16 protein-coding genes and 1 tRNA gene are annotated in these 19,509 nt (G+C 64.7%); 13 read left to right on the plus strand and 4 right to left on the minus strand.

What is annotated here, in order from left to right; all coding sequences use genetic code 11:
- The first annotated feature begins 244 nt into the window (after positions 1-244).
- On the plus strand, positions 245-1,051 hold the full coding sequence (locus tag JQ573_RS34215) for an undecaprenyl-diphosphate phosphatase (protein WP_212312625.1): 807 nt from the start codon (positions 245-247) through the stop codon (positions 1,049-1,051).
- A gap of 191 nt (positions 1,052-1,242) precedes the next feature.
- Here the strand turns inward: JQ573_RS34215 and JQ573_RS34220 are convergent, their stop codons facing one another.
- Positions 1,243-2,211 (minus strand): complex I NDUFA9 subunit family protein, encoded by a 969-nt coding sequence (locus JQ573_RS34220; RefSeq protein WP_212312623.1) that lies wholly within the window; start codon positions 2,209-2,211, stop codon positions 1,243-1,245.
- Positions 2,212-2,359: 148 nt separating this feature from the next.
- On the opposite strand from JQ573_RS34220, the gene JQ573_RS34225 reads away from it, so the two are divergent.
- Positions 2,360-2,446, plus strand: a tRNA-Leu gene (locus tag JQ573_RS34225).
- A 385-nt stretch (positions 2,447-2,831) separates the two neighbouring features.
- On the opposite strand, the gene JQ573_RS34230 is transcribed toward JQ573_RS34225, so the two are convergent.
- Positions 2,832-3,047 carry a hypothetical protein gene (locus tag JQ573_RS34230; RefSeq protein WP_212312621.1) on the minus strand — a complete coding sequence of 72 codons (216 nt, stop codon included), beginning with the start codon at positions 3,045-3,047 and terminating at the stop codon, positions 2,832-2,834.
- A gap of 15 nt (positions 3,048-3,062) precedes the next feature.
- Entirely contained in the window at positions 3,063-4,328 is a 1,266-nt protein-coding gene (locus JQ573_RS34235) for an MFS transporter (protein ID WP_212312619.1), read from the minus strand.
- Positions 4,329-4,769: 441 nt separating this feature from the next.
- Between JQ573_RS34235 and JQ573_RS34240 the strand changes: the two genes are divergently transcribed.
- From JQ573_RS34240 to ptsN, 8 genes are all read left to right on the plus strand, one after another.
- Positions 4,770-7,550, plus strand: coding sequence for an autotransporter outer membrane beta-barrel domain-containing protein (locus tag JQ573_RS34240; protein ID WP_212312610.1), 2,781 nt, complete (start codon positions 4,770-4,772; stop codon positions 7,548-7,550).
- Between the two features lie 242 nt (positions 7,551-7,792).
- Positions 7,793-8,407: a ribonuclease D gene (locus JQ573_RS34245; RefSeq protein ID WP_212312608.1), complete on the plus strand. Its 615-nt coding sequence runs from the start codon at positions 7,793-7,795 to the stop codon at positions 8,405-8,407.
- A gap of 182 nt (positions 8,408-8,589) precedes the next feature.
- Positions 8,590-9,327, plus strand: a complete 738-nt coding sequence (lptC, locus tag JQ573_RS34250) for an LPS export ABC transporter periplasmic protein LptC (protein ID WP_212312606.1) — start codon at positions 8,590-8,592, stop codon at positions 9,325-9,327.
- Between the two features lie 5 nt (positions 9,328-9,332).
- The gene (locus JQ573_RS34255; RefSeq protein WP_212312604.1) at positions 9,333-10,064 is read left to right on the plus strand and encodes an LptA/OstA family protein; all 732 of its coding nucleotides are present in this window, start codon (positions 9,333-9,335) and stop codon (positions 10,062-10,064) included.
- A gap of 358 nt (positions 10,065-10,422) precedes the next feature.
- Positions 10,423-11,409, plus strand: coding sequence for an LPS export ABC transporter ATP-binding protein (gene lptB / locus JQ573_RS34260; protein ID WP_212312602.1), 987 nt, complete (start codon positions 10,423-10,425; stop codon positions 11,407-11,409).
- A gap of 90 nt (positions 11,410-11,499) precedes the next feature.
- Positions 11,500-13,155, plus strand: coding sequence for an RNA polymerase factor sigma-54 (rpoN, locus tag JQ573_RS34265; RefSeq protein WP_212312600.1), 1,656 nt, complete (start codon positions 11,500-11,502; stop codon positions 13,153-13,155).
- A 185-nt stretch (positions 13,156-13,340) separates the two neighbouring features.
- Positions 13,341-13,940 (plus strand): ribosome hibernation-promoting factor, HPF/YfiA family, encoded by a 600-nt coding sequence (gene hpf, locus JQ573_RS34270; RefSeq protein WP_092120840.1) that lies wholly within the window; start codon positions 13,341-13,343, stop codon positions 13,938-13,940.
- A 230-nt stretch (positions 13,941-14,170) separates the two neighbouring features.
- Entirely contained in the window at positions 14,171-14,632 is a 462-nt protein-coding gene (ptsN, locus tag JQ573_RS34275) for a PTS IIA-like nitrogen regulatory protein PtsN (protein WP_029082506.1), read from the plus strand.
- 183 nt (positions 14,633-14,815) lie between these two features.
- On the opposite strand, the gene JQ573_RS34280 is transcribed toward ptsN, so the two are convergent.
- The gene (locus JQ573_RS34280; RefSeq protein ID WP_092120837.1) at positions 14,816-15,454 is read right to left on the minus strand and encodes a TetR/AcrR family transcriptional regulator; all 639 of its coding nucleotides are present in this window, start codon (positions 15,452-15,454) and stop codon (positions 14,816-14,818) included.
- A 329-nt stretch (positions 15,455-15,783) separates the two neighbouring features.
- Between JQ573_RS34280 and JQ573_RS34285 the strand changes: the two genes are divergently transcribed.
- From JQ573_RS34285 to JQ573_RS34295, 3 genes are all read left to right on the plus strand, one after another.
- Positions 15,784-16,587: an SDR family NAD(P)-dependent oxidoreductase gene (locus tag JQ573_RS34285; RefSeq protein ID WP_092120835.1), complete on the plus strand. Its 804-nt coding sequence runs from the start codon at positions 15,784-15,786 to the stop codon at positions 16,585-16,587.
- A gap of 36 nt (positions 16,588-16,623) precedes the next feature.
- Positions 16,624-17,754, plus strand: a complete 1,131-nt coding sequence (locus JQ573_RS34290; protein ID WP_212312598.1) for a DUF5938 domain-containing protein — start codon at positions 16,624-16,626, stop codon at positions 17,752-17,754.
- 143 nt (positions 17,755-17,897) lie between these two features.
- Complete coding sequence (locus tag JQ573_RS34295; protein WP_212312596.1) at positions 17,898-19,436, plus strand: AMP-binding protein; 1,539 nt, start codon at positions 17,898-17,900, stop codon at positions 19,434-19,436.
- Positions 19,437-19,509: the final 73 nt, after the last annotated feature.

Genomic DNA, 19,509 nt, shown 5'->3' on the forward strand with positions numbered 1-19,509 from the left:
GTGGCGCTTAAGAAACCATCAACCTGTGTGACCTGACCTGTGAATTGGCCGGACCAGTTCCGCTCGTCTCTATGTCGCGTCGGCACGCAAACCGGTAGCCACCCCCGCCGATGGTGCGGGTCACAAAAACGCTATAGCCCAGCAAATCGGCCGGGTAACCCATTGTTTGACGATTCTTTGCGATTGCGGCCTATGTGCGAATAAGCGAGAAGAATTCGGTTTTCCACACAGGGCAGATCAGATCATGATGACGGATATGCTGCGGGCGGTGATTCTCGGCATCGTCGAGGGCGTCACCGAGTTCCTGCCGGTTTCTTCGACAGGCCACCTGCTGCTCGCGGAACGCTTCTTCAATCTCGGCGAAGGCAATTTCTGGAAGAGCTTCGCGATCCTGATTCAGCTCGGTGCGATCCTCGCGATCCTCGTACTCTACTTCACCAGATTGTGGCGCGTCGCGCTCGGCATGTTCTCCAATCCCGACGACCGTCGCTTCGTGATCGGCGTGCTGGTGGCGTTCCTGCCCGCCGTCGTGATCGGCCTGATCGCCGGCAAATACATCAAGGAATTCCTGTTCAATCCGTGGGTGGTCTGCTTCACGCTGATCGTCGGCGGCGCCGTCCTGCTCTGGGTCGATCAGCTCGATCTCAAGGTGTACGAGGACGACGCGACCCGGTTCCCGCTGTTGATGTATTTCTGGATCGGTGTCGCGCAGTGCATGGCGATGATCCCCGGCGTGTCGCGCTCCGGCGCCAGCATCGTGGCTGCGATGCTGCTCGGCGCCGACAAGCGCTCGGCAGCGGAGTTCTCGTTCTTCCTCGCGATCCCGACCATGGTCGGCGCGTTCGCCTATGATTTCTACAAGAACCGCGCCGACTTCTCGTCGGACAATCTCAGCGTCATCGCGGTCGGCTTCGTGGTCTCCTTCATCGTTGCAATGGTCGTGGTGAAGACGTTCCTCAACTACGTCACCCGCCACGGCTTCACGTTCTTCGCCTGGTGGCGCGTGATCGTCGGCACGCTCGGCCTGATCGCGCTGGCGATGGGACGGTAAAGGCGCGCTCCGCTGTCGTCCCTGCGAAAGCAGGGACCCATAACCACTGCTATTTCAGTCGCGAAGAGCTGTGGCCCCAGCGCTCTACACCCGCAGCATTTGTGGTTATGGGTCCCGGCTCGCGCGGAGCCTGTCATCGGGCGCGCGTTCGCGCGACCCGTTGGCTTGGCCGGGACGACGAATGAGAGCGCCTACGCGCTCTTCTTCTGGAACTGCCCCGTCGCGCGGAAGCGCCAGAGATATTGCGGGGCGATCGCTTCCATCGAATCGGGCGTGATGCCGAGACCCGCGAAAGTGAGACCGGCGGCCTTGGCGGCGTCGGATACCACATTGTCCGAGCGCAGCATCGCGACCTGATCCGGGGTCAGCGTGAACGGCCCCGGCGCGAATTGCAGGACATACGACTGCAGCTTGGCGAGGCCGAACGGCAGCGGCGCCAGCATGCGGTCGCGCTGGGTGATCTGAAGGATGATCTGCATCACCTCGCGCATGGTCAGCACTTCCGGGCCGCCGAGCTCGTAGGTCCCGCTCGGCTTCGCCTTGCCGTCCACGGCATCGGCCACGGCGTCCGCGACGTCGGCGACATAGGCCGGCTGCACCTTGTTGATGCCGCCGCCGACCAGCGGCAGCACCGGCGACATCCGCGCCAGCGCCGCAAAGCGGTTGGTGAACTGATCCTCGGGCCCGAACAGCAGCGACGGCCGCATGATGGTGGCCTGCGGCAGGGCCGCCTGCACCGCCTGCTCGCCTTCCGCCTTGGCGCGGTAATAGCCCGACAGCGAATCCCTATCGGCCCCGATCGCCGAGACGTGGACCATCCGCCCGCCCACGGCGGCTGCCGCCTTGGCGATGGTCTCGGCGCCCTTCACCTGCACGGCGTCAAAGCTCTGCCCGCCGCCCTCGGCCAGGATGCCGACCAAATTGATGGCGATATGCGAATCACGCATCGCCGCCTCGACCGAGGCCGGGTAGCGCACATTGGCCTGGACGGCATGAATCTGCCCGACGCGGCCGAGCGGCTGCAGATGGCCGGCCAGTTCAGGCCGCCGCACCGCGACTCGCACGCGGTATTCGCGCTTGCAGAGCGCCCGGACCACGTTCCGTCCCAGAAAACCCGATCCGCCGAATACCGTGACGAGCGTTTCCAGGTTCGATGCCATGAGGTCCATTCCTGCCGGATTCGAGAGCGATTGGGCGTGTTTAGAGCCTCTCGCGATACGCCATCAGCCCAATCCTGTACAGGCTATTTGAATTTCCAATCGCGAATTTGACAAGCGCGTAACCGATCCTTACTAAGCCGCTCCACATGCCCAGGTGGCGGAATTGGTAGACGCGCTGGCTTCAGGTGCCAGTGGCTTAACGGCCGTGAAGGTTCGAGTCCTTTCCTGGGCACCACCCCCTTTTTAAGCGATTGAAATCGCTCAGCATCCGGAGGGTGGGTGCGGCGAAGCCGTGACCCGCCGGGGGGCGCGGCGCGACAGCGATCATTCGCTTCGTTCTGTGCGCCGAATCCCCGATTTGGAGTGACTGGTTTCCCGCCTGGCGTTGAGGAAAATCAGACTATGCCTCGATCAGGGGCAGGCACACCGTGAAGCCTTTCCCGTTGGGCTTCGAGCCACACCAAGCGTTTCATTGCCGACTTCTTTAGCGAGGCAGAAAGCTCAAGGTGCAATGCCCGAAATTCGGCGCGGCTGATCCAGCTATTCAGTTCGCGCAAGCTGAGTTCGGCCGCATCGGCCTCAGTTTGCGGTGATCGCGACCGTTTGCGCATTTTCCAGCGTCAGGCGAGACGGACGTGATCTCGTTCGATCCAAACGGAGTGCATGTAGCTTGGCTCCTGGACGACCTCGCCGACTTCGAGCTCGACCAGGCGTCCCTTGAGATCGACAATCGGAAAATGACGGCCGAGGCACCTCATGAATAGTACCCGCGTTTCGATGTCTTCCGGCAGCGCCTCCGGAACTGCCACGACTTCAACCCTATCCCCAATCTTCATTCCAGCGACCGCCCCTCACACCACCCGCCGCCCCGCACGCCGCGCGATCGGCCGCTGCACGAAATACATCGCGATCATCGAGATCATCGAGCTCGCCACGACGACATAGCCGATCCGGTCGAAATGCAGCAGCGAGCCGTCCGCATTCTCGGCGACGATCGCGGCTGCAGCCACCGAGCCCAACCCGCCCGACAGCTGCTGCACCGACGCGCTGATCGCGCTGAACGAGCCGCGCTGGCTGGCGTCGGGGATCGCCGACATCAGCGTCTGCGACGGGATCATGCGCGAGAAGATGCCGACGAACATCAGCACATTGACGATGATCGCGGTCAGCAGCGAGACGTGGCCGAGATGGGTGTAGATCAGCACCATGATGGCCGACACCACGCAGCCGAAGATGAAGGTCGGATATTTGCCGAACGCATCGCTGGCGCGGCCGACCAGCGGTCCCATCAGGATGCTGAACAGGCCGGAGACCAGGTAGATCGTCGGCAGATGGACGATGTCGATGCCGAGATTGTGCACGGTGAAGGCGCTGCCGAACGGCATCAGCATGAAGCCGCCGGTCGCCAGCAGCGTCGTCACCAGGAAGGCCAGCGTGTAGCGCGGCTGCGCGACGGTTGCGATCAAATGCTGGAACGGGTTGCTGTCGTGCTGCAGCTTGAGATGCCCGTCGACCGGCTCCATCACCAGCGCGATGGTGGCGATTGCCGCGATCGACAGGCCGACGATGGCCACGAAGCAGACGTGCCAGTTCCAGTGATTGGCGAGGAATAGTCCGGCGGGCACGCCGAGCACCTGGCTCGCGGCGAACGCAGTCTGGATGAAGCCCATCACGCGGCCGCGCAGATGCAGCGGAAACAGGTCGGTGACGATGGCGAGCACGACGGAGCCGATCACGCCGCCGAACAGGCCGGTGACGATGCGGCCGAGCAGCAGGACGTGGAAATTCTGCGCCAGTGCGCACAGCACGGTGCCGAAGGTGAAGCCGACATAGAAGAACAGCAACAGCCGCTTGCGGTCGAAGCGATCGGCAAAGCCGGCGGCGAGGATGCCGGAAATGCCCGCCGCGAACGCGTAGGCCGAGACCGCGACGCCGAACTGCCCTGCCGTGATGTTGAGCGACGGCATCAGGATGGCGCCGAGCGGCGACATGATGATGAAGTCGAGGATCAGGGTGAATTGCGTGAAGGCAAGCAGCGCGATCAGGAAGGCTTGATAGCGCGAAAAGCCGCGTTCCTGCGGCTCGTCGATCGGCGCGGCGATGGTCTGTTCCGACATAAGGCTCATTTCATTGCGAAGCGGGTCCGGGCCGGCAACAGATAGGGTGGGTACGGCCGGATTTCATGGGGCGCGCCGGCAACAGTTCCATCGAAATTGAACGCGTAGCGACAATGACTTGGCCGCGCACCCCACGTTGAGTGCTGCGAGAAATATGGGGGCTGCGGCGCACCCGGCCCGCACGGCAATTGTTTCTGGTTGTGTCGAGCGATAACTGCAACGGGTGAGTGCTGTACTTCACAACCTCGAAAGCGTACGCACGTCAAGGATGTGAATCGTGATGATACAGCTCATGGTTCCGCCTGTGGCGATCGCGCAACAGATCGCTGCAAATCGTCTCAAGCTTGAACGGAGCAGATCAGCCGACGCTGAGAGCGGGGCAGGGGGTCACAGGTGGCGTGAGGCCGGGGGTCGGGTTCGCGCCGAGGTTGGAGTAAGGGCATGGTTTCATCGCGGCTCGCGGCGATCCTGTCGTGCACTTTGGGTGGCGGCTATCTTCTATCGGTATCGCAGGCGTTTGCCGCCTGCGATAGTCTTGCGCCGGCGAGCGGTCAGACGGTGACCTGCTCGACCGCAGCGCCGAATCCCTCGCCCGCTGGCGTGCAGGCCGCAGCCGGCAGCTCGAACGTCACCGTGAACGTGCTGCAGGGCGCCGGCATCACGCCGGGCGCCGGTGCGACCGCGATCGGCCTTGTCTCCCGCAGCACCGCCACCAACAACGGCACGCTGACCATCAGCGGCGGCGGCACCGGAATCTTCGGCAGCGGCGACGGCAATGTCTTCACCAATGCTACGTCGGGCGTGATCACGACCACCGGCGCCGGCAGCAATGCCATCGCTGCCAGCAGCAATGGCAACACGCTGATCAACAACGGCACGATCACGACCCAGAACGGCACCTCGCGCGGGCTTGCCATCACCGGTCTCACACAGCACAACAACAATACGCTGATCAATACCGGGACCATCACCACCCAGGGCCCGCAGTCGCACGGCCTCTATGTGCAGACCGGCGACAGCAACACCTTCACCAATAGCGGCACCATCACCACGGCCGGCGCCGGTGCGCGTGCGATCTTCTCCGCCGGACAATTCATGACCATCACCAACACCGGCACGCTGCTGACGACCGGCGGCGATGCCGGCGGCACCGCCAACAACACCGTCTTCATGCAAGGCAATGCCGCCGTCCTGCGCAACAGCGGCACTATCGAGGCGCGTGGCGTCAACGCCGACGGCGTGTTCTCCAACACGGCCGGTTCGTCGTTCACCGCCCGAATCGAGAACCTCGCCGGCGGCAAGATCATCAGCCAGAACGGGCCCGCGATCCGCACGCTCAACGGCGCCACCACCATCGTCAATGCCGGCCTGATCGCCGGCAACAGCGGCACGGCGCTCGCGGGCGGCGGCGGCGCGGTGACGATGATCCTGCAAACCGGCTCGCAGATATCAGGCCTTGCCGATGGCGGCGGCGGCAACAACCAGGTGCGGCTGCAAGGCAGCGGCACGGCCGATAATGCGTTCGCGCGATTCCAGACGCTGACGATGGAAGGCAGTGACTGGACCTGGGCCGGCACCGGCACCTTCGCCAACACCTTCATCAACAGCGGTTCGCTGACGCTGCAGACCTCGCTGACCGGCAATGTGTCGATTGCGGCGGGCACCAGCCTGCTGGCCGGTAACGGCGCGAACCCGTCGATCACGTCGTTTCCGGGCGGGCCGCCGATCACCGTCACCAACGCCGGCGTCATCAATCTCACCAACGGCGGCGCCACCGCAGCGAACAGCCTGACGATCGCGGGCAACTATGTCGGCGCTGGCGGCGGGCTCTATCTGCGCACCGTGCTCGGCGGCGACGGTTCGCCGTCGGATCGCCTCGTCATCTCCGGCGGCAATGCGTCGGGCTCGACCGCGGTGACCGTCACCAATGCCGGCGGCGCGGGCGCGCTGACCACCGCTGATGGCATCATGGTGGTGCAAGCTGTCAACGGCGGCAGCACGGCCGCCGGCGCATTCGGCCTCTCCAACGCCGTCGTGGCCGGTGCGCACGAATATCTGCTGTTTCGCGGCGGCGTCTCCGCCGGCAGCGCCGACAATTGGTATCTGCGCTCGCAGCTGTTGCCCGGCACATCGTCGCCGGCGCCGCCGGCTGCACCCGCACCAACGCCGCCGGCATCGCCCAATGTGGTGCCGCCGCCCGCGATGCTGCCCGCCGAGGATCTGTCGTCGCTGACGCCGCCGCCGGCAGGCGCCGCGCCGGTCGAGCTCTACCGCGAGGAAGTCGCGGTCTATTCGGCATTGCCGCAGGTCGCGCAGAAGCTCGGGCTCGCAACGCTCGGCACCTTCCATCAGCGCCAGGGCGATCAGGCCATGCTGACCATTGGCGGCGAACAGCCGGCGGCGTGGGCGCGCGCGTACGGTTCGCACAGCGCGCAGAGCTGGGCCGGCACGGTCAGTCCGTCCTTCGACGGCACCATGGCCGGCGTACAAGTCGGGGTCGACATCCTGCGCTTTGAGCCCGCGCCCGGGCATCATGATCGCGCGGGCTTGTTCTACGCGTATGGCTGGGCCAGCGGCACCATCAACGGCTTCGCGCTCGGCATGAACAACGTCCGCACCGGCACGCTCTCGATCGATAGCCAGAATGTCGGCGGCTACTGGACCCATATCGGCCCCTCAGGCTGGTACGTCGACGCCGTGCTGATGGGCAGCTTCTACGGTGCAAGCCCGCAGTCGGATCGTCAGGTCGGCGCGCTTGTGTCGGGCACTGGCGTCGCCGCGTCGCTGGAGGCCGGCGTGCCGCTACAGCTCAACCGCTTTCTCGCGATCGAGCCGCAGGCGCAACTGATCTGGCAGCGCCAGTCGTTCGACAGCTTCAACGACATCTTCTCCAGCGTCGCGCCCGGCAGCGCCGATACGCTGACCGGCCGGCTCGGCGTGCGCGTTCCCGCGACCTTCAGCGTCGGCACCGCCGAACTGCGCCCCTATCTCGAGGCCAATCTCTGGCACACGGCCGCGAACGACCGCAGCATCGCCTTTGCGACCACCGACCTGATCGGCGTGCAAAGCCGCGGCACCGCCGTCGAGATTGGCGCCGGCGTTATCGCGCAGCTCAATCGCACGATCAGCGCCTATGCGAGCGCGGGTTACACGACGTCGGTGGACAGCACCCGCCGTGACGACATCACCGGCCGGTTCGGGCTGCGCGTCAGCTGGCAATAATGGCGCGCCTGCGTGAGCGCTGTGGACTGCCCAAGCCATTGTCTCCGCTGCACAATGGCGCTAAACCCTGAACCATCTGTGCGTGCACGATGAGGTTCGCGTTGCCGGCGCTCCGCCCTTGATGGGCTTTGACGCCGAGACGCAAGCCAAAGGCTTGGACAACGAGGCTTGATGCACGCTCGCCTGTCGGGGAATTGAACGATAGCTTGTCCCGAGAGCGATTCGACGAGGTTTTTGACAGCATGACCATCCGCCTGCATCGCGGCGACCTGCCAGATCTGTCCCGCTACACCGATTCCGTGGCAATCGACACCGAGACCATGGGACTGCATCCGCACCGTGACCGGCTCTGCGTGGTGCAGATGTCGAACGGTGACGGCACCGCCGACGTGATCCAGATTCCGAAGGGGCACACCGACTCGCCGAACCTGAAGGCGCTGCTCGCGAATCCTGCGATCACCAAGATCTTCCATTTCGCGCGGTTCGACGTCGCGGTGCTCTACAACACGTTCGGCGTGATGCCGGCGCCGGTCTATTGCACCAAGATCGCCTCGCGCCTGTCGCGCACCTATACCGATCGTCATGGCCTGAAGGATCTGGTGCGCGAAGTGCTGAACGTCGAATTGTCGAAGCAGCAGCAGTCGAGCGACTGGGGTGCGCAAAGCCTCAGCGAGGCCCAGCTCGCCTATGCCGCGTCCGACGTGCTGCATTTGCATGCGCTGCGCGACAAGTTGAATGTCATGCTGGCGCGCGAGGGACGGACCGATCTCGCGAAGGCTTGCTTCGATTTCCTGCCGACGCGCGCCAGGCTCGATCTCGACGGCTGGGAGGCCGAGGACATCTTCGCCCATTCCTGATTTCGCCCGTTCATGATGGGCGCCGAATTCGTCGCCGCAGGGCCGGTTCCGCCCCGTTTCGGCCAAACTGTTCACGCGTGGTCCGCCTTGAAGTCGGCTTGGGGGGCGCGACGCGAGGTCCGGGCTGCATATTCGGGCGGCTCCGGCTAGAATAGGGGCAATTCCGCGCCTCTGGAGCTCAGGTGAACTCGGTTCAGAATCCAGCCCAGCATCCCGGCTATGTCACGGGCCTCGAGGCGCGCTTTGCCGCCGCCGCGCGGCACAGCCGCATGGTGCGGATCCTGCGCATCGCGGTGCCTGCGGTGGTCGGGCTGTCGATGGCCTCGATCGTCTTCGTCTCGGTCTACAATCCATTCCGCGAGATGATCCCCAAGCTGCCGGTCGAGATGGATAACCTCGTCGTGTCCGGCACCAAGATCACGATGGAATCGCCGCATATCGCCGGCTTCTCGGCCGACGGCCGGCCCTATGAAATGTGGGCCAAGGCGGCGATCCAGGACGTCACCGATCCCGATCATGTCGAGCTGAAGACGATCCGCGCCAAGGTGGCGCAGCAGGATCAGTCGACGGTGACGATGGATGCGCGCACCGGCTTCTTCGACAACAAGAAGCAGCTGCTCGACCTGCGCCAGGATATCTTCCTGCAGTCGTCCACCGGTTATGAGGCCAAGCTGACGCAGGCCTTTGTCGACATCAACAAGGGCAACGTGTCGTCGGACGAGCATGTCGACGTCAAGCTGCTCGAAGGCACGCTGACCGCCGACCGCCTCAGGATCTACAACAGCGGCGAGCTCGTGCGGTTCGAAGGCAATGTCGTGATGAATCTGGACAAGCTCGGCGACAACAATCCGAGCCCGCCCGCCGAGCCCGCGCCACTTCCGCCGCCACCGAAGCCGCGCAAGTCCGCCAACCCGAAATGAATTTGATGATGAGACGTTTTCCGCACGGCGTCGCAATTGCGGCCTTTCTGCTCACGCTGTTCGCAGCCGGCGCTGCGTCCGCGCAGGGCTCGATGAGTGGCGTTCCCAACGCCATGCAGGGCTTTTCGCAGAACCGCGACCAGCCGATCCAGATCGAGGCTGCCTCGCTCGAAATGCGCGACAAGAAGAAAGAGGCGACCTTCGCCGGCAATGTGAAGGTCGTGCAGGGCGACACCACCATGACCTCGAAGGTGCTGGTGGTGTTCTACGAGGACAAGTCGACGCCGGCGCCGGCGCCGACCACGGGCAGCACCAAGGCTGCCGCCACGTCAAAGGGCGCGCCGATCCAATCGGCGACCCCGGGACCCGGCGGCGCGTCCTCGATCAAGCGGCTGGAGGCGAAGGGCAATGTCGTCGTCACCCAGAAGGATCAGGTCGTCACCGGCGAGACCGCGATCTTCGACACCAAGACCAACCTGATCACCATGCTCGGCGGTGGCGGCGGCCAGGTGGTGCTGACCCAGTGCCAGAACGTGCTGCGCGGCGACCGCCTGCTGGTCGACATGACCACCGGTGTCTCGCGGGTGGAATCCGACAGCGGCAAGGTGCAGGGCCTGTTCATCCAGTCGCAGGGCGGACAGAACGGCAAGGGCGGCTGCGGCACGCCGGCGGCCCCCGGCGCGGCCCCTGCAGCCCCGTCGCCGCTTCAACTGCTTCCGGGCAGCAAGTCGAAATAGGCCTCCCAAAGTAAGCTTCACGTAAGGTGAAGTAGAATCAATAAGTTAGATAATATTTTGCGGCCGCGAGGTTGAAGCGCGCGGGGCGAGACTGTATCTACTCCAGCGGCCCGGCCGGACGATGTGCCTTTGAGGGGGAGTTATGTTGGCCGGGACAGGGGCATCCATTCATTCAAGGCGCGGGTGATCGCGCTTTGCCGTGTTGTTTGAGCATGATCTCCGCGCAGACGCGTCCGCTTTTGTCGCGAAGGAATGTCGGTATCCAGTTTTCCGGCTCATGCTGGCGCCTTGGCGTGCGAATCGATCGGTCCGCAGGCAAGGTCGCGGGATCACCGTGAAAGGCTGAAGCGAAGCGGGGATGGTGGATTTTCTCGGCATGTTCCGGCGGCGCCCTGCGAAACGCAGTTCCGGATTTGCGCGCGCGCATAACGATATCACGGCGCTCGGCGACCAGTTCGGCGAGATGCTGACGTCACCGGTGCGCGACGCGCCGCCGATGGCGCGCGCCGCTCCGGTTCCCGCCGTCGAGCTGCCGCGATCCCAGCCCGCAGCCGCACCCGCCCCGGCGCGGGCGAGGCCGGCCAGGCACAACGCCGCTTCTGCGCCGCAGCTCATCAAGCGGCCGGGCTATCTGGCTGTGCATAGCGTGGAAAAGAGTTTTGGCAGCCGCCAGGTCGTGCGCGGCGTCAGCATCTATGTGCGCCGCGGCGAGGCGGTCGGCCTGCTCGGGCCGAACGGCGCCGGCAAGACCACCGTGTTCTACATGATCACCGGCCTGATCAAGGCCGATCGCGGCGCGATCGAGCTCGACGGCCACGACGTCACCAAGCTGCCGATGTATCAGCGCGCGCGGCTCGGCATCGGCTATCTGCCGCAGGAAGCCTCGATCTTCCGCGGCCTGACGGTCGAGCAGAACATCCGCGCGGTGCTCGAGGTCGTCGAGCCCTCGAAGAAGAAGCGCGAGCACGAGCTGGATTCGCTGCTCGACGAGTTCAACATCACGCGGCTGCGCAAGAGCCCGTCGATCGCGCTGTCCGGCGGCGAGCGCCGCCGCGTCGAGATCGCGCGCGCGCTGGCGACGCGCCCGAACTACATGCTGCTCGACGAGCCGTTCGCCGGCATCGACCCGATCGCGGTCGGCGACATCCAGGACCTCGTCCGCCATCTCACCAACCGCGGCATCGGCGTGCTCATCACCGACCACAACGTCCGCGAGACGCTCGGCCTGACCGACCGCGCCTATATCGTCTATGCCGGTGAGATCTTGACTGAGGGAAGCCCGGAGGAGATCGTTAATGATCCGGATGTACGCCGGCTTTACCTTGGCGAGGAATTCCGCCTCTAGCCCAAATTTTGCATCCGTCAAGCCGTGTACATCCCAAGCGGACTAAGATAAGCAAGAATCGAGCCAATTTTTGGGATCGATCTTGCCTCCATGGCGCTAACGCAAAGACTAGAGTTCCGCCAGTCGCAGTCGCTGGTGATGACGCCGCAGCTGATGCAGGCGATCAAGCTGCTGCAACTGTCGAACCTGGATCTGTCGGCCTTTGTCGAGGAAGAGCTGGAGCGCAACCCGCTGCTCGAGCGGGCCGCCGACGGGCCGGAACCGCCGGTGGCGGGCGAGCCGGCGATGGAGCGGCCGGACTACGGCGATTCCGACGGTTCCTCAAGCTACGGAGACGAGGGCGAGGCGTCCGACATGGCCGCGAGCTCAGGCGGCGAAACCGCCTTTGAGCCCGGCCAGGAGGAATGGCTGAACCGCGACCTCGGCACCCGCGCCGAGATCGAGCAGACGCTCGATACCGGGCTCGACAACGTGTTCTCCGAAGAGCCGGCCGAAGCCGCCGCGCGCGCCGCGCAGGACGCAGCCCCGTCGGTCTACACCGAATGGGGCGGTGGCGCCTCCAGCGACGACGAATACAATCTCGAAGCCTTCGTGGCCGCCGAGCTGACGCTCGCCGACCACCTCGCCGAACAGCTCGCGGTGGCGTTCTCGGCGCCCGCGCAGCGCATGATCGGGCAGTATCTGATCGACCTGGTCGACGACGCCGGCTACCTGCCGGCCGATCTCGGCCGGGCCGCCGAGCGCCTCGGAGCGTCGCAGCAGGCGGTCGACGAGGTCGTCGCGGTGCTCCAGAAGTTCGATCCGCCGGGCGTCTGCGCGCGAAATCTGAGCGAGTGCCTGGCGATCCAGCTGCGCGAGCTCGATCGCTACGATCCGGCGATGCAGGCGCTGGTCGAGCATCTCGATCTGCTCGCCAAGCGCGACATCGCGGCCTTGCGAAAGCTGTGCGGCGTCGACGACGAAGACATCACCGACATGATCGCGGAGATCCGCCGGCTCGATCCGAAGCCGGGGCTGAAGTTCGGCACGGCGCGGACGCAGACCATGGTGCCCGACGTCTATGTGCGTCCGGGTCCCGACGGCGGCTGGCATGTCGAGCTCAACAGCGACACTCTGCCGCGCGTCCTGGTCAACCAGACCTATTACTCTGAGCTGTCGAAGACGATCCGCAAGGACGGTGACAAGTCGTATTTCACCGACTGCCTGCAGAACGCGACCTGGCTGGTCCGCGCGCTCGATCAGCGCGCCCGCACCATCCTGAAGGTCGCAACCGAAATCGTCCGCCAGCAGGACGGATTCTTCACCTATGGCGTCGCGCACTTGCGGCCGCTCAATCTGAAGGCGGTGGCGGATGCGATCCAGATGCATGAATCGACGGTGTCGCGCGTCACCGCCAACAAATACATGGCGACCAATCGCGGCAGTTTTGAATTGAAGTATTTTTTCACCGCGTCGATCGCCTCCGCCGACGGCGGCGAGGCGCATTCGGCCGAAGCGGTGCGTCACCACATCAAGCAGTTGATCGACGGCGAGGCGCCGTCGGCGATCCTGTCCGACGACACGATCGTGGAACGTTTGCGCGCTTCAGGCATTGATATCGCCCGCCGCACCGTCGCGAAGTACCGCGAGGCGATGCGGATACCATCCTCGGTGCAGCGCCGCCGTGACAAACAGAGCATGCTCGGTAATGCCCTTTCGGCTCCTGCCTCCTCGCCCGACCGCTCGCGCGATACAGCCCCCGTTTAGGTTACTTCTTGAGTACGACCCCGTCCGAGTACGGGCAGGATCATGCCCTCGTTGCGTTCGCGTCAAATCGCGATAGTCTCAATCTTTCCTGGCGACGCGTCGTCCAGCAAGGGAGGTGACCGGAAGCCCAGCAAACATCATGCTCCTGCAAGAGTGATCGAGGCATCCAGCAATTGAGGCATCAAATGACCCTTCGAATCTCGGGAAAGAGCATCAGCATCGGCGAGGCGCTTCGCGCGCGCGTCAGCGAGCGCACCGACGAGGTCCTGCGAAAGTATTTTGATGGCAACTATTCCGGTCACATCACGCTGAGCAAGGATGGCTTCGGCTTCCGAACTGACTGCTCGCTGCATCTGGATTCCGGCATCATGCTGGAAGCCGAATCCAACGCCGCCGATGCCTATGCCAGCGCCGATGCCGCGCTCCTGATGATCGAGAAGCGCCTGCGCCGCTACAAGAGCCGGCTCAAGGACCGCTCGGCCCGCAAGACCTACACCGCGAACGCTGCGTTTGCCGAATTGAACGGCGTCGGGCTCGACGCGCCGAGCTACGTCATCGAGGCGCCCGAGAACGAGGACGAGGTCACCGAATACAGCCCGGTGATCATTGCCGAGGCAACCACCGCGCTGAAGCGGCTGTCGGTCAGCGAAGCCGTCATGGAGCTCGATCTGACCGGCGCCTCCTGCCTGGTATTCCAGCATGGCGGCAGTGGCCGGTTGAACATCATATACCGCCGTACGGACGGCAATGTCGGCTGGGTCGATCCGCCGGCGGTGAGCCCCTGAGGATAGTTGGCCCATGGCATTGACGTCCGAAGCCAGCCCTGCTTATGGTCGCCGCCTCCAGGAATAAGGGGGCGGAACAGGGTTCGCAGGTGTTGGCACCGCCGATACGTTGGAGTAGAAGCCCTGCCAGCTGGACCCGGGCTAAGCCCGCATCCCACCTCAACTTCTTGACGCCGCCGCTGTAAAGCCTATTTCGCAACCTGACGGTTCATTCACCTCGGAACGTCCCAATGCCGATTACCGATTTGGTCGCACCCGAGGCGATTCTCCCGGCTTTGAAAGTCATCAGCAAGAAGCAGGCGCTGCAGGAACTCGCCGCGCGCGCTTCGGCTTTGACCGGGCAGAACGAACGCGCGGTGTTCGAAGTGCTGCTGCAGCGCGAGAAGCTCGGCACCACGGCCGTCGGCTATGGCGTCGCCATTCCGCACGGCAAGCTGCCCAAGCTGGAAAAGCTGTTCGGCTTCTTCGCTCGCCTCGAGCGCCCGATCGATTTCGAGGCGATGGATGGCCAGCCGGTCGATCTGATCTTCCTGCTGCTGGCACCGGAAGGTGCCGGCGCCGATCACCTCAAGGCGCTGGCGCGCATCGCCCGCCTGCTGCGCGACCAGGACGTCGCCAAGAAGCTGCGTGCCTCGCGCGACGCGCAGGCGATCTACTCGGTGCTCGCGCTGCCGCCGGCGAGCGCGGCGTAGTCACTCGGCGCGCGATTATCATCTGAGCAGTTGTCGGCTGTTGCGCGCTTGCGCATCGGCAACATGCGTCGCAATCAGGTCCGTAGCCCGGATGAAGCGAAGCGCAATCCGGGAATCTCGCCGTCGGTACGGATCCCGGATTTCGCTGCGCTCCATCCGGGTTACGAAGCGTTCGCAAGTCTCTCAACAGATCGTCGGCAGCAGACGGCGGACTTCGTCGAGCAGATCGGGGATCGCCTTCTCGTCGCTGGCGAGGTGCCTGAGCAGCGCGCTCTGGAACAGGCCGTCGAATAGCGCGTAGAGCGCAGCCGGAGACGATGCCGGCTTCCTGTTGCCCAACTCTGCGTAGCGCGTGGCGATGCGCCAGATCATCGCCTCCAGGCTCTTGTCGATCTCGAGCACGTCCTTGCGAAACGCGGGCTCGAACATCGCCTGCGAGCGCAGATCGTACCAGAGCCGGTGCATGCGGGCTTCGTCCTGCAACGTCGCCGCGAGCTTGGCGAGGAAGCCTTCGGTCAATTCGTCGCGGCTTCGTGCCGTCGTCACCACCTCGTCGTAGCGCGTGACGCATTTCGCCTTGTAGTGACGGACGCAGCAGCAGATCAGATCGAGCTTGTCGCTGAAGTAGTAGTGAAACACGCCGTGCGTGAAGGCGGAGTTCTGCGCGATCTCGCGCAGGCTGGTGCGCGCGAAGCCGAGTTCGCCGAGCGTTTCCAGCGCGGCCTCCGCAAGCTCGACGCGTCGTGCGTTGAACTTCTCGTCGCGCAGCGTCTCGGCCGCCACCGCCACGCGTTGAGCCGCTCCTGTCGCTTGCCGCGCCATCTCGTGCCTTTCCTGTCTCTTCCCTGCAGCAACTTATACCGCGCGAACCGCAGCGCGCTCCATCTCTTCACAATCATCCTCTTTGACACTTGTCAAATTCAGGCTTGACAAGTGTCAAGTTCCTGGACGAGGGTTGGCCCAATAATTTGGACAACCGTCAAGACGGCTGACCTAACGACATCAGGAGGAAATGCACTGCCGGGCGCGCCATCGCTGCGCCCTGCTGACGCCGGCCGTGACCACCAATGCGCTCAGAATGCGCAAGGCCGCCGGGCGTGCTGTCGATCGCCAAAGCACCGATCAATCACAAGCAAAGGGAGGACTACGTCATGAGTGCGAAGAGCCTTGAAGGCAGGAAAGCCCTGGTCACCGGCGGCGCCCGGGGGATTGGCGCGGCGATCGCGCAGGCGCTGGCGCGCTCCGGCGCCGCGGTCATGATCGGTGATATTCTCGACGATGCCGGCAAGGCCAGCGCCGCCGAGATCGCCAAGGCCGGGGTGAAGACCGGCTTCGTCAAGCTCGACGTCACCGACGATGCGCAATGGGAGCGGGCCGTCGCCGCAACGGTCGAAACCCTCGGCGGTTACGACATCCTGATCAACAATGCCGGCATCGAGATCACCTCGCTGGTCGCCGACATCAAGGCTGAGGACGCGCGCCGCATGTGCGACGTCAACATCGTCGGCACCGTGCTCGGCATGAAGCACGCCTTCCGTGCGATGCGGCCGGGCGGAGCCGCGGGCAAGGGCGGCGCAGTCGTCAACATCGCCTCGGTCGCAGCGACGATCGCCTTTCCGAGCATCGCCGTCTACTCCGGCACGAAATCCGCCGTCGATCGCATGACGCGGGTCGGCGCGATGGAAGCCGGCAAGCTCGGCTATGGGGTGCGGGTGAATTGCATCTATCCCGGCCTGATCCCGACCGACATGGGCCTGCAGCTCGCCAATGACATCGTGAAGATCGGTCTCGCGCCCGACGTCAATGCCGCCGTCGGCTCCGTGGTGGAGCAGACGCCGCTCGGCAAGCTCGCCGAGGTCTCCGACATCGCCGACGCCGCGGTGTTCCTGTGCTCGAACGAGGCCCGCTTCATCACCGGCATCGGCCTGCCGGTCGATGGCGGCATGGGCATGTAGCAACGAAGCCGACAACAAGCATTTCGGAGGATCGCAATGAGCGAGAAGAAGCCCGTCATCGTCTATGGCGCTTCCGGCTACACCGGCCGGCTGGTCTGCGAATATCTGCGCGAGTACAACATCCCCTTCATCGCCGCCGGTCGCAGCGGCGAGAAGCTCAATGCCGCGATGAAGTCGAACGTGGCCGGCATCGAGACCGCCGACTACGAGGTGGTGACGGTGCCGCACACCGCGGCCGCGCTGACCGAATTGTTCAAGGGCGCCTCGGTCGTGCTCAACACCGTGGGTCCGTTCGCCAAGTTCGGCAACGAGGTGGTGCAGGCCTGCCTGGCTGCCAAGTGTCACTACACCGACACGACAGGCGAGCAGGACTGGCTGATCACGCTCGAACAGGAGTTTGGCACGAAGTTCGCCAGTGCCGGCCTGCTGCTGGCGCCGGGCATCGCGCAGATGTACACCACCGGCGAGATCGCCGCGCAGCTGTGCCTGGAGACGCCCGGCCTCGACACCCTGGACATCGCCGTGTTCTGGGGCGGCAGCCCGACCATCGCCTCGACGCAGACCATCCTGGTCAACGCCGCGATGGCCAAGGCCTACTACCTGGAGCAGAACAAGTACGTCGAGCATCAGCCGGATGCCGGCCTCTACAACCTCGCCATCCCCGGCCAGCACGAGCTGGCGCTGGCGCTGCCCTGGGGCGGCACCTCGCACCCGGTGTGGTTCAAGCGCGATCCGCGCGTGGCCAACGTGAAGGTGCTGGGCGGCGTGTTCAACCGCGCGCTGATGCTGGGCGTGCCGCAAATCGTCGCCGCGGCGCTGGAGGCGACCAAGGACATGAAGCCCGACGAGCGCTACGCCGCGCTGGCGCAGACCGCGGCCGGCGTGATGAACACCATGCCGCCGCGCGAGAACCCGCGCGTCAACAAGTCGTTGGATTCGGTGTATGCCTCCGGCCCGCTGGGGCGCGCGCACTGCGTCATCTACGGCAACAGCAACTACAAGCAGACCGGCATGCTGCAGGCCTTTGCCGCGGCGTACCTGCTGCAGCAGCCGCCCAAGCGCGTGGGCTTCGCCTCCGCCTGCCAGGCGTTCGGCCATCACGAGCTGCTCGGGCAATTGCGCAGTTTCGGCCTGGTCGGCAAGCCGGTCCTGACCGTGCACGATTGAGCTTGGGCCCCGATTGGCTCGGGGCCCAACACTCCGTTCCCTGAAGCGTTTTCGTCAGGCGGACCGATATCCAATCTGCTCGAAAACGCCGCCTCCGCGGGTGACGCAGTAGCGCGTCACCCGCCTCTTGCGCGAGACCTGCCATGCGCTTCATCGATTATCTCGACAAGGGTGCCTCGCTCGGCGCCGACGCGCCGTGCCTTACCATGGACGGGCGCGACCTCAGCTATGGCGAGGTGCAGCGGCTGAGCTACCGGATCGCGCGCGGGCTCGAGCGGTCGGGCATCGCGCCCGGCGAGAAGGTCGCGATCCTGTCCGGCAACGATCCGCTCGCGTTCGCCTGCGTGTTCGGCATCTCGCGCGCCGCCGCGGTGTGGTGCCCGATCAATCCGCGCAACGAGGCGACCGAGAACAAGTTCATCCTCGACCAGTTCGATTGCAGCCTGCTGCTGTTTCATTCGAGCTTCGCGCCGATGGTCGAAGCCGTCAGGCAGGATCTGCCCAAGCTGCGCGCGCTGGTCTGCCTCGATACCGAGCTGCCGTTCGCGCCGTCATTCGACCGCTGGCTCGGCGAGCTCGCCGATGATGTCTATCAGCGAGAGACGATCGACGATCTCGCGATGATCCCGGGCACCGGTGGCACCACCGGGAAGCCGAAGGGCGTGATGCTTTCGGGGCGCAACATCGAGGCGATGACCGCGTTGACCCTGATGGGTTACCCGTTCAAGGGCCGTCCGATCTATCTGGCGCTGGCGCCGCTGACCCATGCCGCCGGCGTGCTTTGTTTTCCGATCATGACGTTGGGCGGCCGCGTCGTGATCATGCATCACCCTGACATCGGCGAGTTCCTCGCGCTGATCGAGCGCTATCGCGTCACGCATACCTTCCTGCCGCCTACCGTGATCTACATGCTGCTCGACCATCCCGGGCTCGATGCGGCCGATCGAAGCTCGCTGCAATGCTTCTGGTACGGCGCGGCACCGATCTCGGCGACGCGGCTCGCCGAGGCCCTGAAACGGATCGGGCCGATGGCCCAGCTGTTCGGCCAGACCGAGGCGCCGATGATGATCTCGATGATGGCGCCCGCCGATCACTACAATGCAGACGGCACCATCGCGATGGAGCGCCTTGCCTCCGCCGGGCGGATCGGTCCGCTGGTGCAGGCCGGCATCATGGATGGCGACGGCAAGCTGTTGCCCGCCGGATCGCGCGGCGAGATCGTGGTGCGCGGTTCGCTTGTCATGGAGGGCTACTACAAGAACCCGGAGGCCACGCGTGAGGCCTCGGCGCATGGTTGGCACCACACCGGCGATATCGGCTACATCGACGGCGACGGTTATCTCTACATCGTCGACCGCGCCAAGGACATGATCATCACCGGCGGCTTCAACGTCTACTCGATCGAGGTCGAGAACGCGTTGCGCGCCCACGAGGCGGTGCAGGATTGTGCCGTGATCGGGCTGCCCGACGACAAATGGGGCGAGCGCATCGTCGCGGTGGTGCAGCCGCGCGCCGGCCAGACCGTCGATGCGACGGCGCTGGCCGCGTTCGTCAAGCAGCAGGTCGGCAGCATCAAGACGCCGAAGCAGATTGAGGTCTGGGACGATCTGCCGCGTTCCAAGGTCGGCAAGGTGCTGAAGCCGGACATCCGCGCGCGCTTGACGGAGCGTTCAGGCGGCTAGAGCCTATCCCGTTCCGATTGAATCGGAACGGGGCTCTAGATTCTTGTTTTGACGCGTTTTCTTCACGCGAACC

The organism is Bradyrhizobium sp. AUGA SZCCT0105, from assembly GCF_018129565.1.
GTDB lineage: Bacteria > Pseudomonadota > Alphaproteobacteria > Rhizobiales > Xanthobacteraceae > Bradyrhizobium.

Bases quoted from the DNA above. Each gene is read 5' to 3' on its own strand.
- JQ573_RS34215 (WP_212312625.1), top strand. From the start codon at position 245: ATGATGACGGATATGCTGCGGGCGGTGATTCTCGGCATCGTCGAGGGC.
- JQ573_RS34220 (WP_212312623.1), bottom strand. From the start codon at position 2,211: ATGGCATCGAACCTGGAAACGCTCGTCACGGTATTCGGCGGATCGGGT.
- JQ573_RS34230 (WP_212312621.1), bottom strand. From the start codon at position 3,047: ATGAAGATTGGGGATAGGGTTGAAGTCGTGGCAGTTCCGGAGGCGCTG.
- JQ573_RS34235 (WP_212312619.1), bottom strand. From the start codon at position 4,328: ATGTCGGAACAGACCATCGCCGCGCCGATCGACGAGCCGCAGGAACGC.
- JQ573_RS34240 (WP_212312610.1), top strand. From the start codon at position 4,770: ATGGTTTCATCGCGGCTCGCGGCGATCCTGTCGTGCACTTTGGGTGGC.
- JQ573_RS34245 (WP_212312608.1), top strand. From the start codon at position 7,793: ATGACCATCCGCCTGCATCGCGGCGACCTGCCAGATCTGTCCCGCTAC.
- JQ573_RS34255 (WP_212312604.1), top strand. From the start codon at position 9,333: ATGATGAGACGTTTTCCGCACGGCGTCGCAATTGCGGCCTTTCTGCTC.
- lptB (WP_212312602.1), top strand. From the start codon at position 10,423: ATGGTGGATTTTCTCGGCATGTTCCGGCGGCGCCCTGCGAAACGCAGT.
- rpoN (WP_212312600.1), top strand. From the start codon at position 11,500: ATGGCGCTAACGCAAAGACTAGAGTTCCGCCAGTCGCAGTCGCTGGTG.
- hpf (WP_092120840.1), top strand. From the start codon at position 13,341: ATGACCCTTCGAATCTCGGGAAAGAGCATCAGCATCGGCGAGGCGCTT.
- ptsN (WP_029082506.1), top strand. From the start codon at position 14,171: ATGCCGATTACCGATTTGGTCGCACCCGAGGCGATTCTCCCGGCTTTG.
- JQ573_RS34280 (WP_092120837.1), bottom strand. From the start codon at position 15,454: ATGGCGCGGCAAGCGACAGGAGCGGCTCAACGCGTGGCGGTGGCGGCC.
- JQ573_RS34285 (WP_092120835.1), top strand. From the start codon at position 15,784: ATGAGTGCGAAGAGCCTTGAAGGCAGGAAAGCCCTGGTCACCGGCGGC.
- JQ573_RS34290 (WP_212312598.1), top strand. From the start codon at position 16,624: ATGAGCGAGAAGAAGCCCGTCATCGTCTATGGCGCTTCCGGCTACACC.
- JQ573_RS34295 (WP_212312596.1), top strand. From the start codon at position 17,898: ATGCGCTTCATCGATTATCTCGACAAGGGTGCCTCGCTCGGCGCCGAC.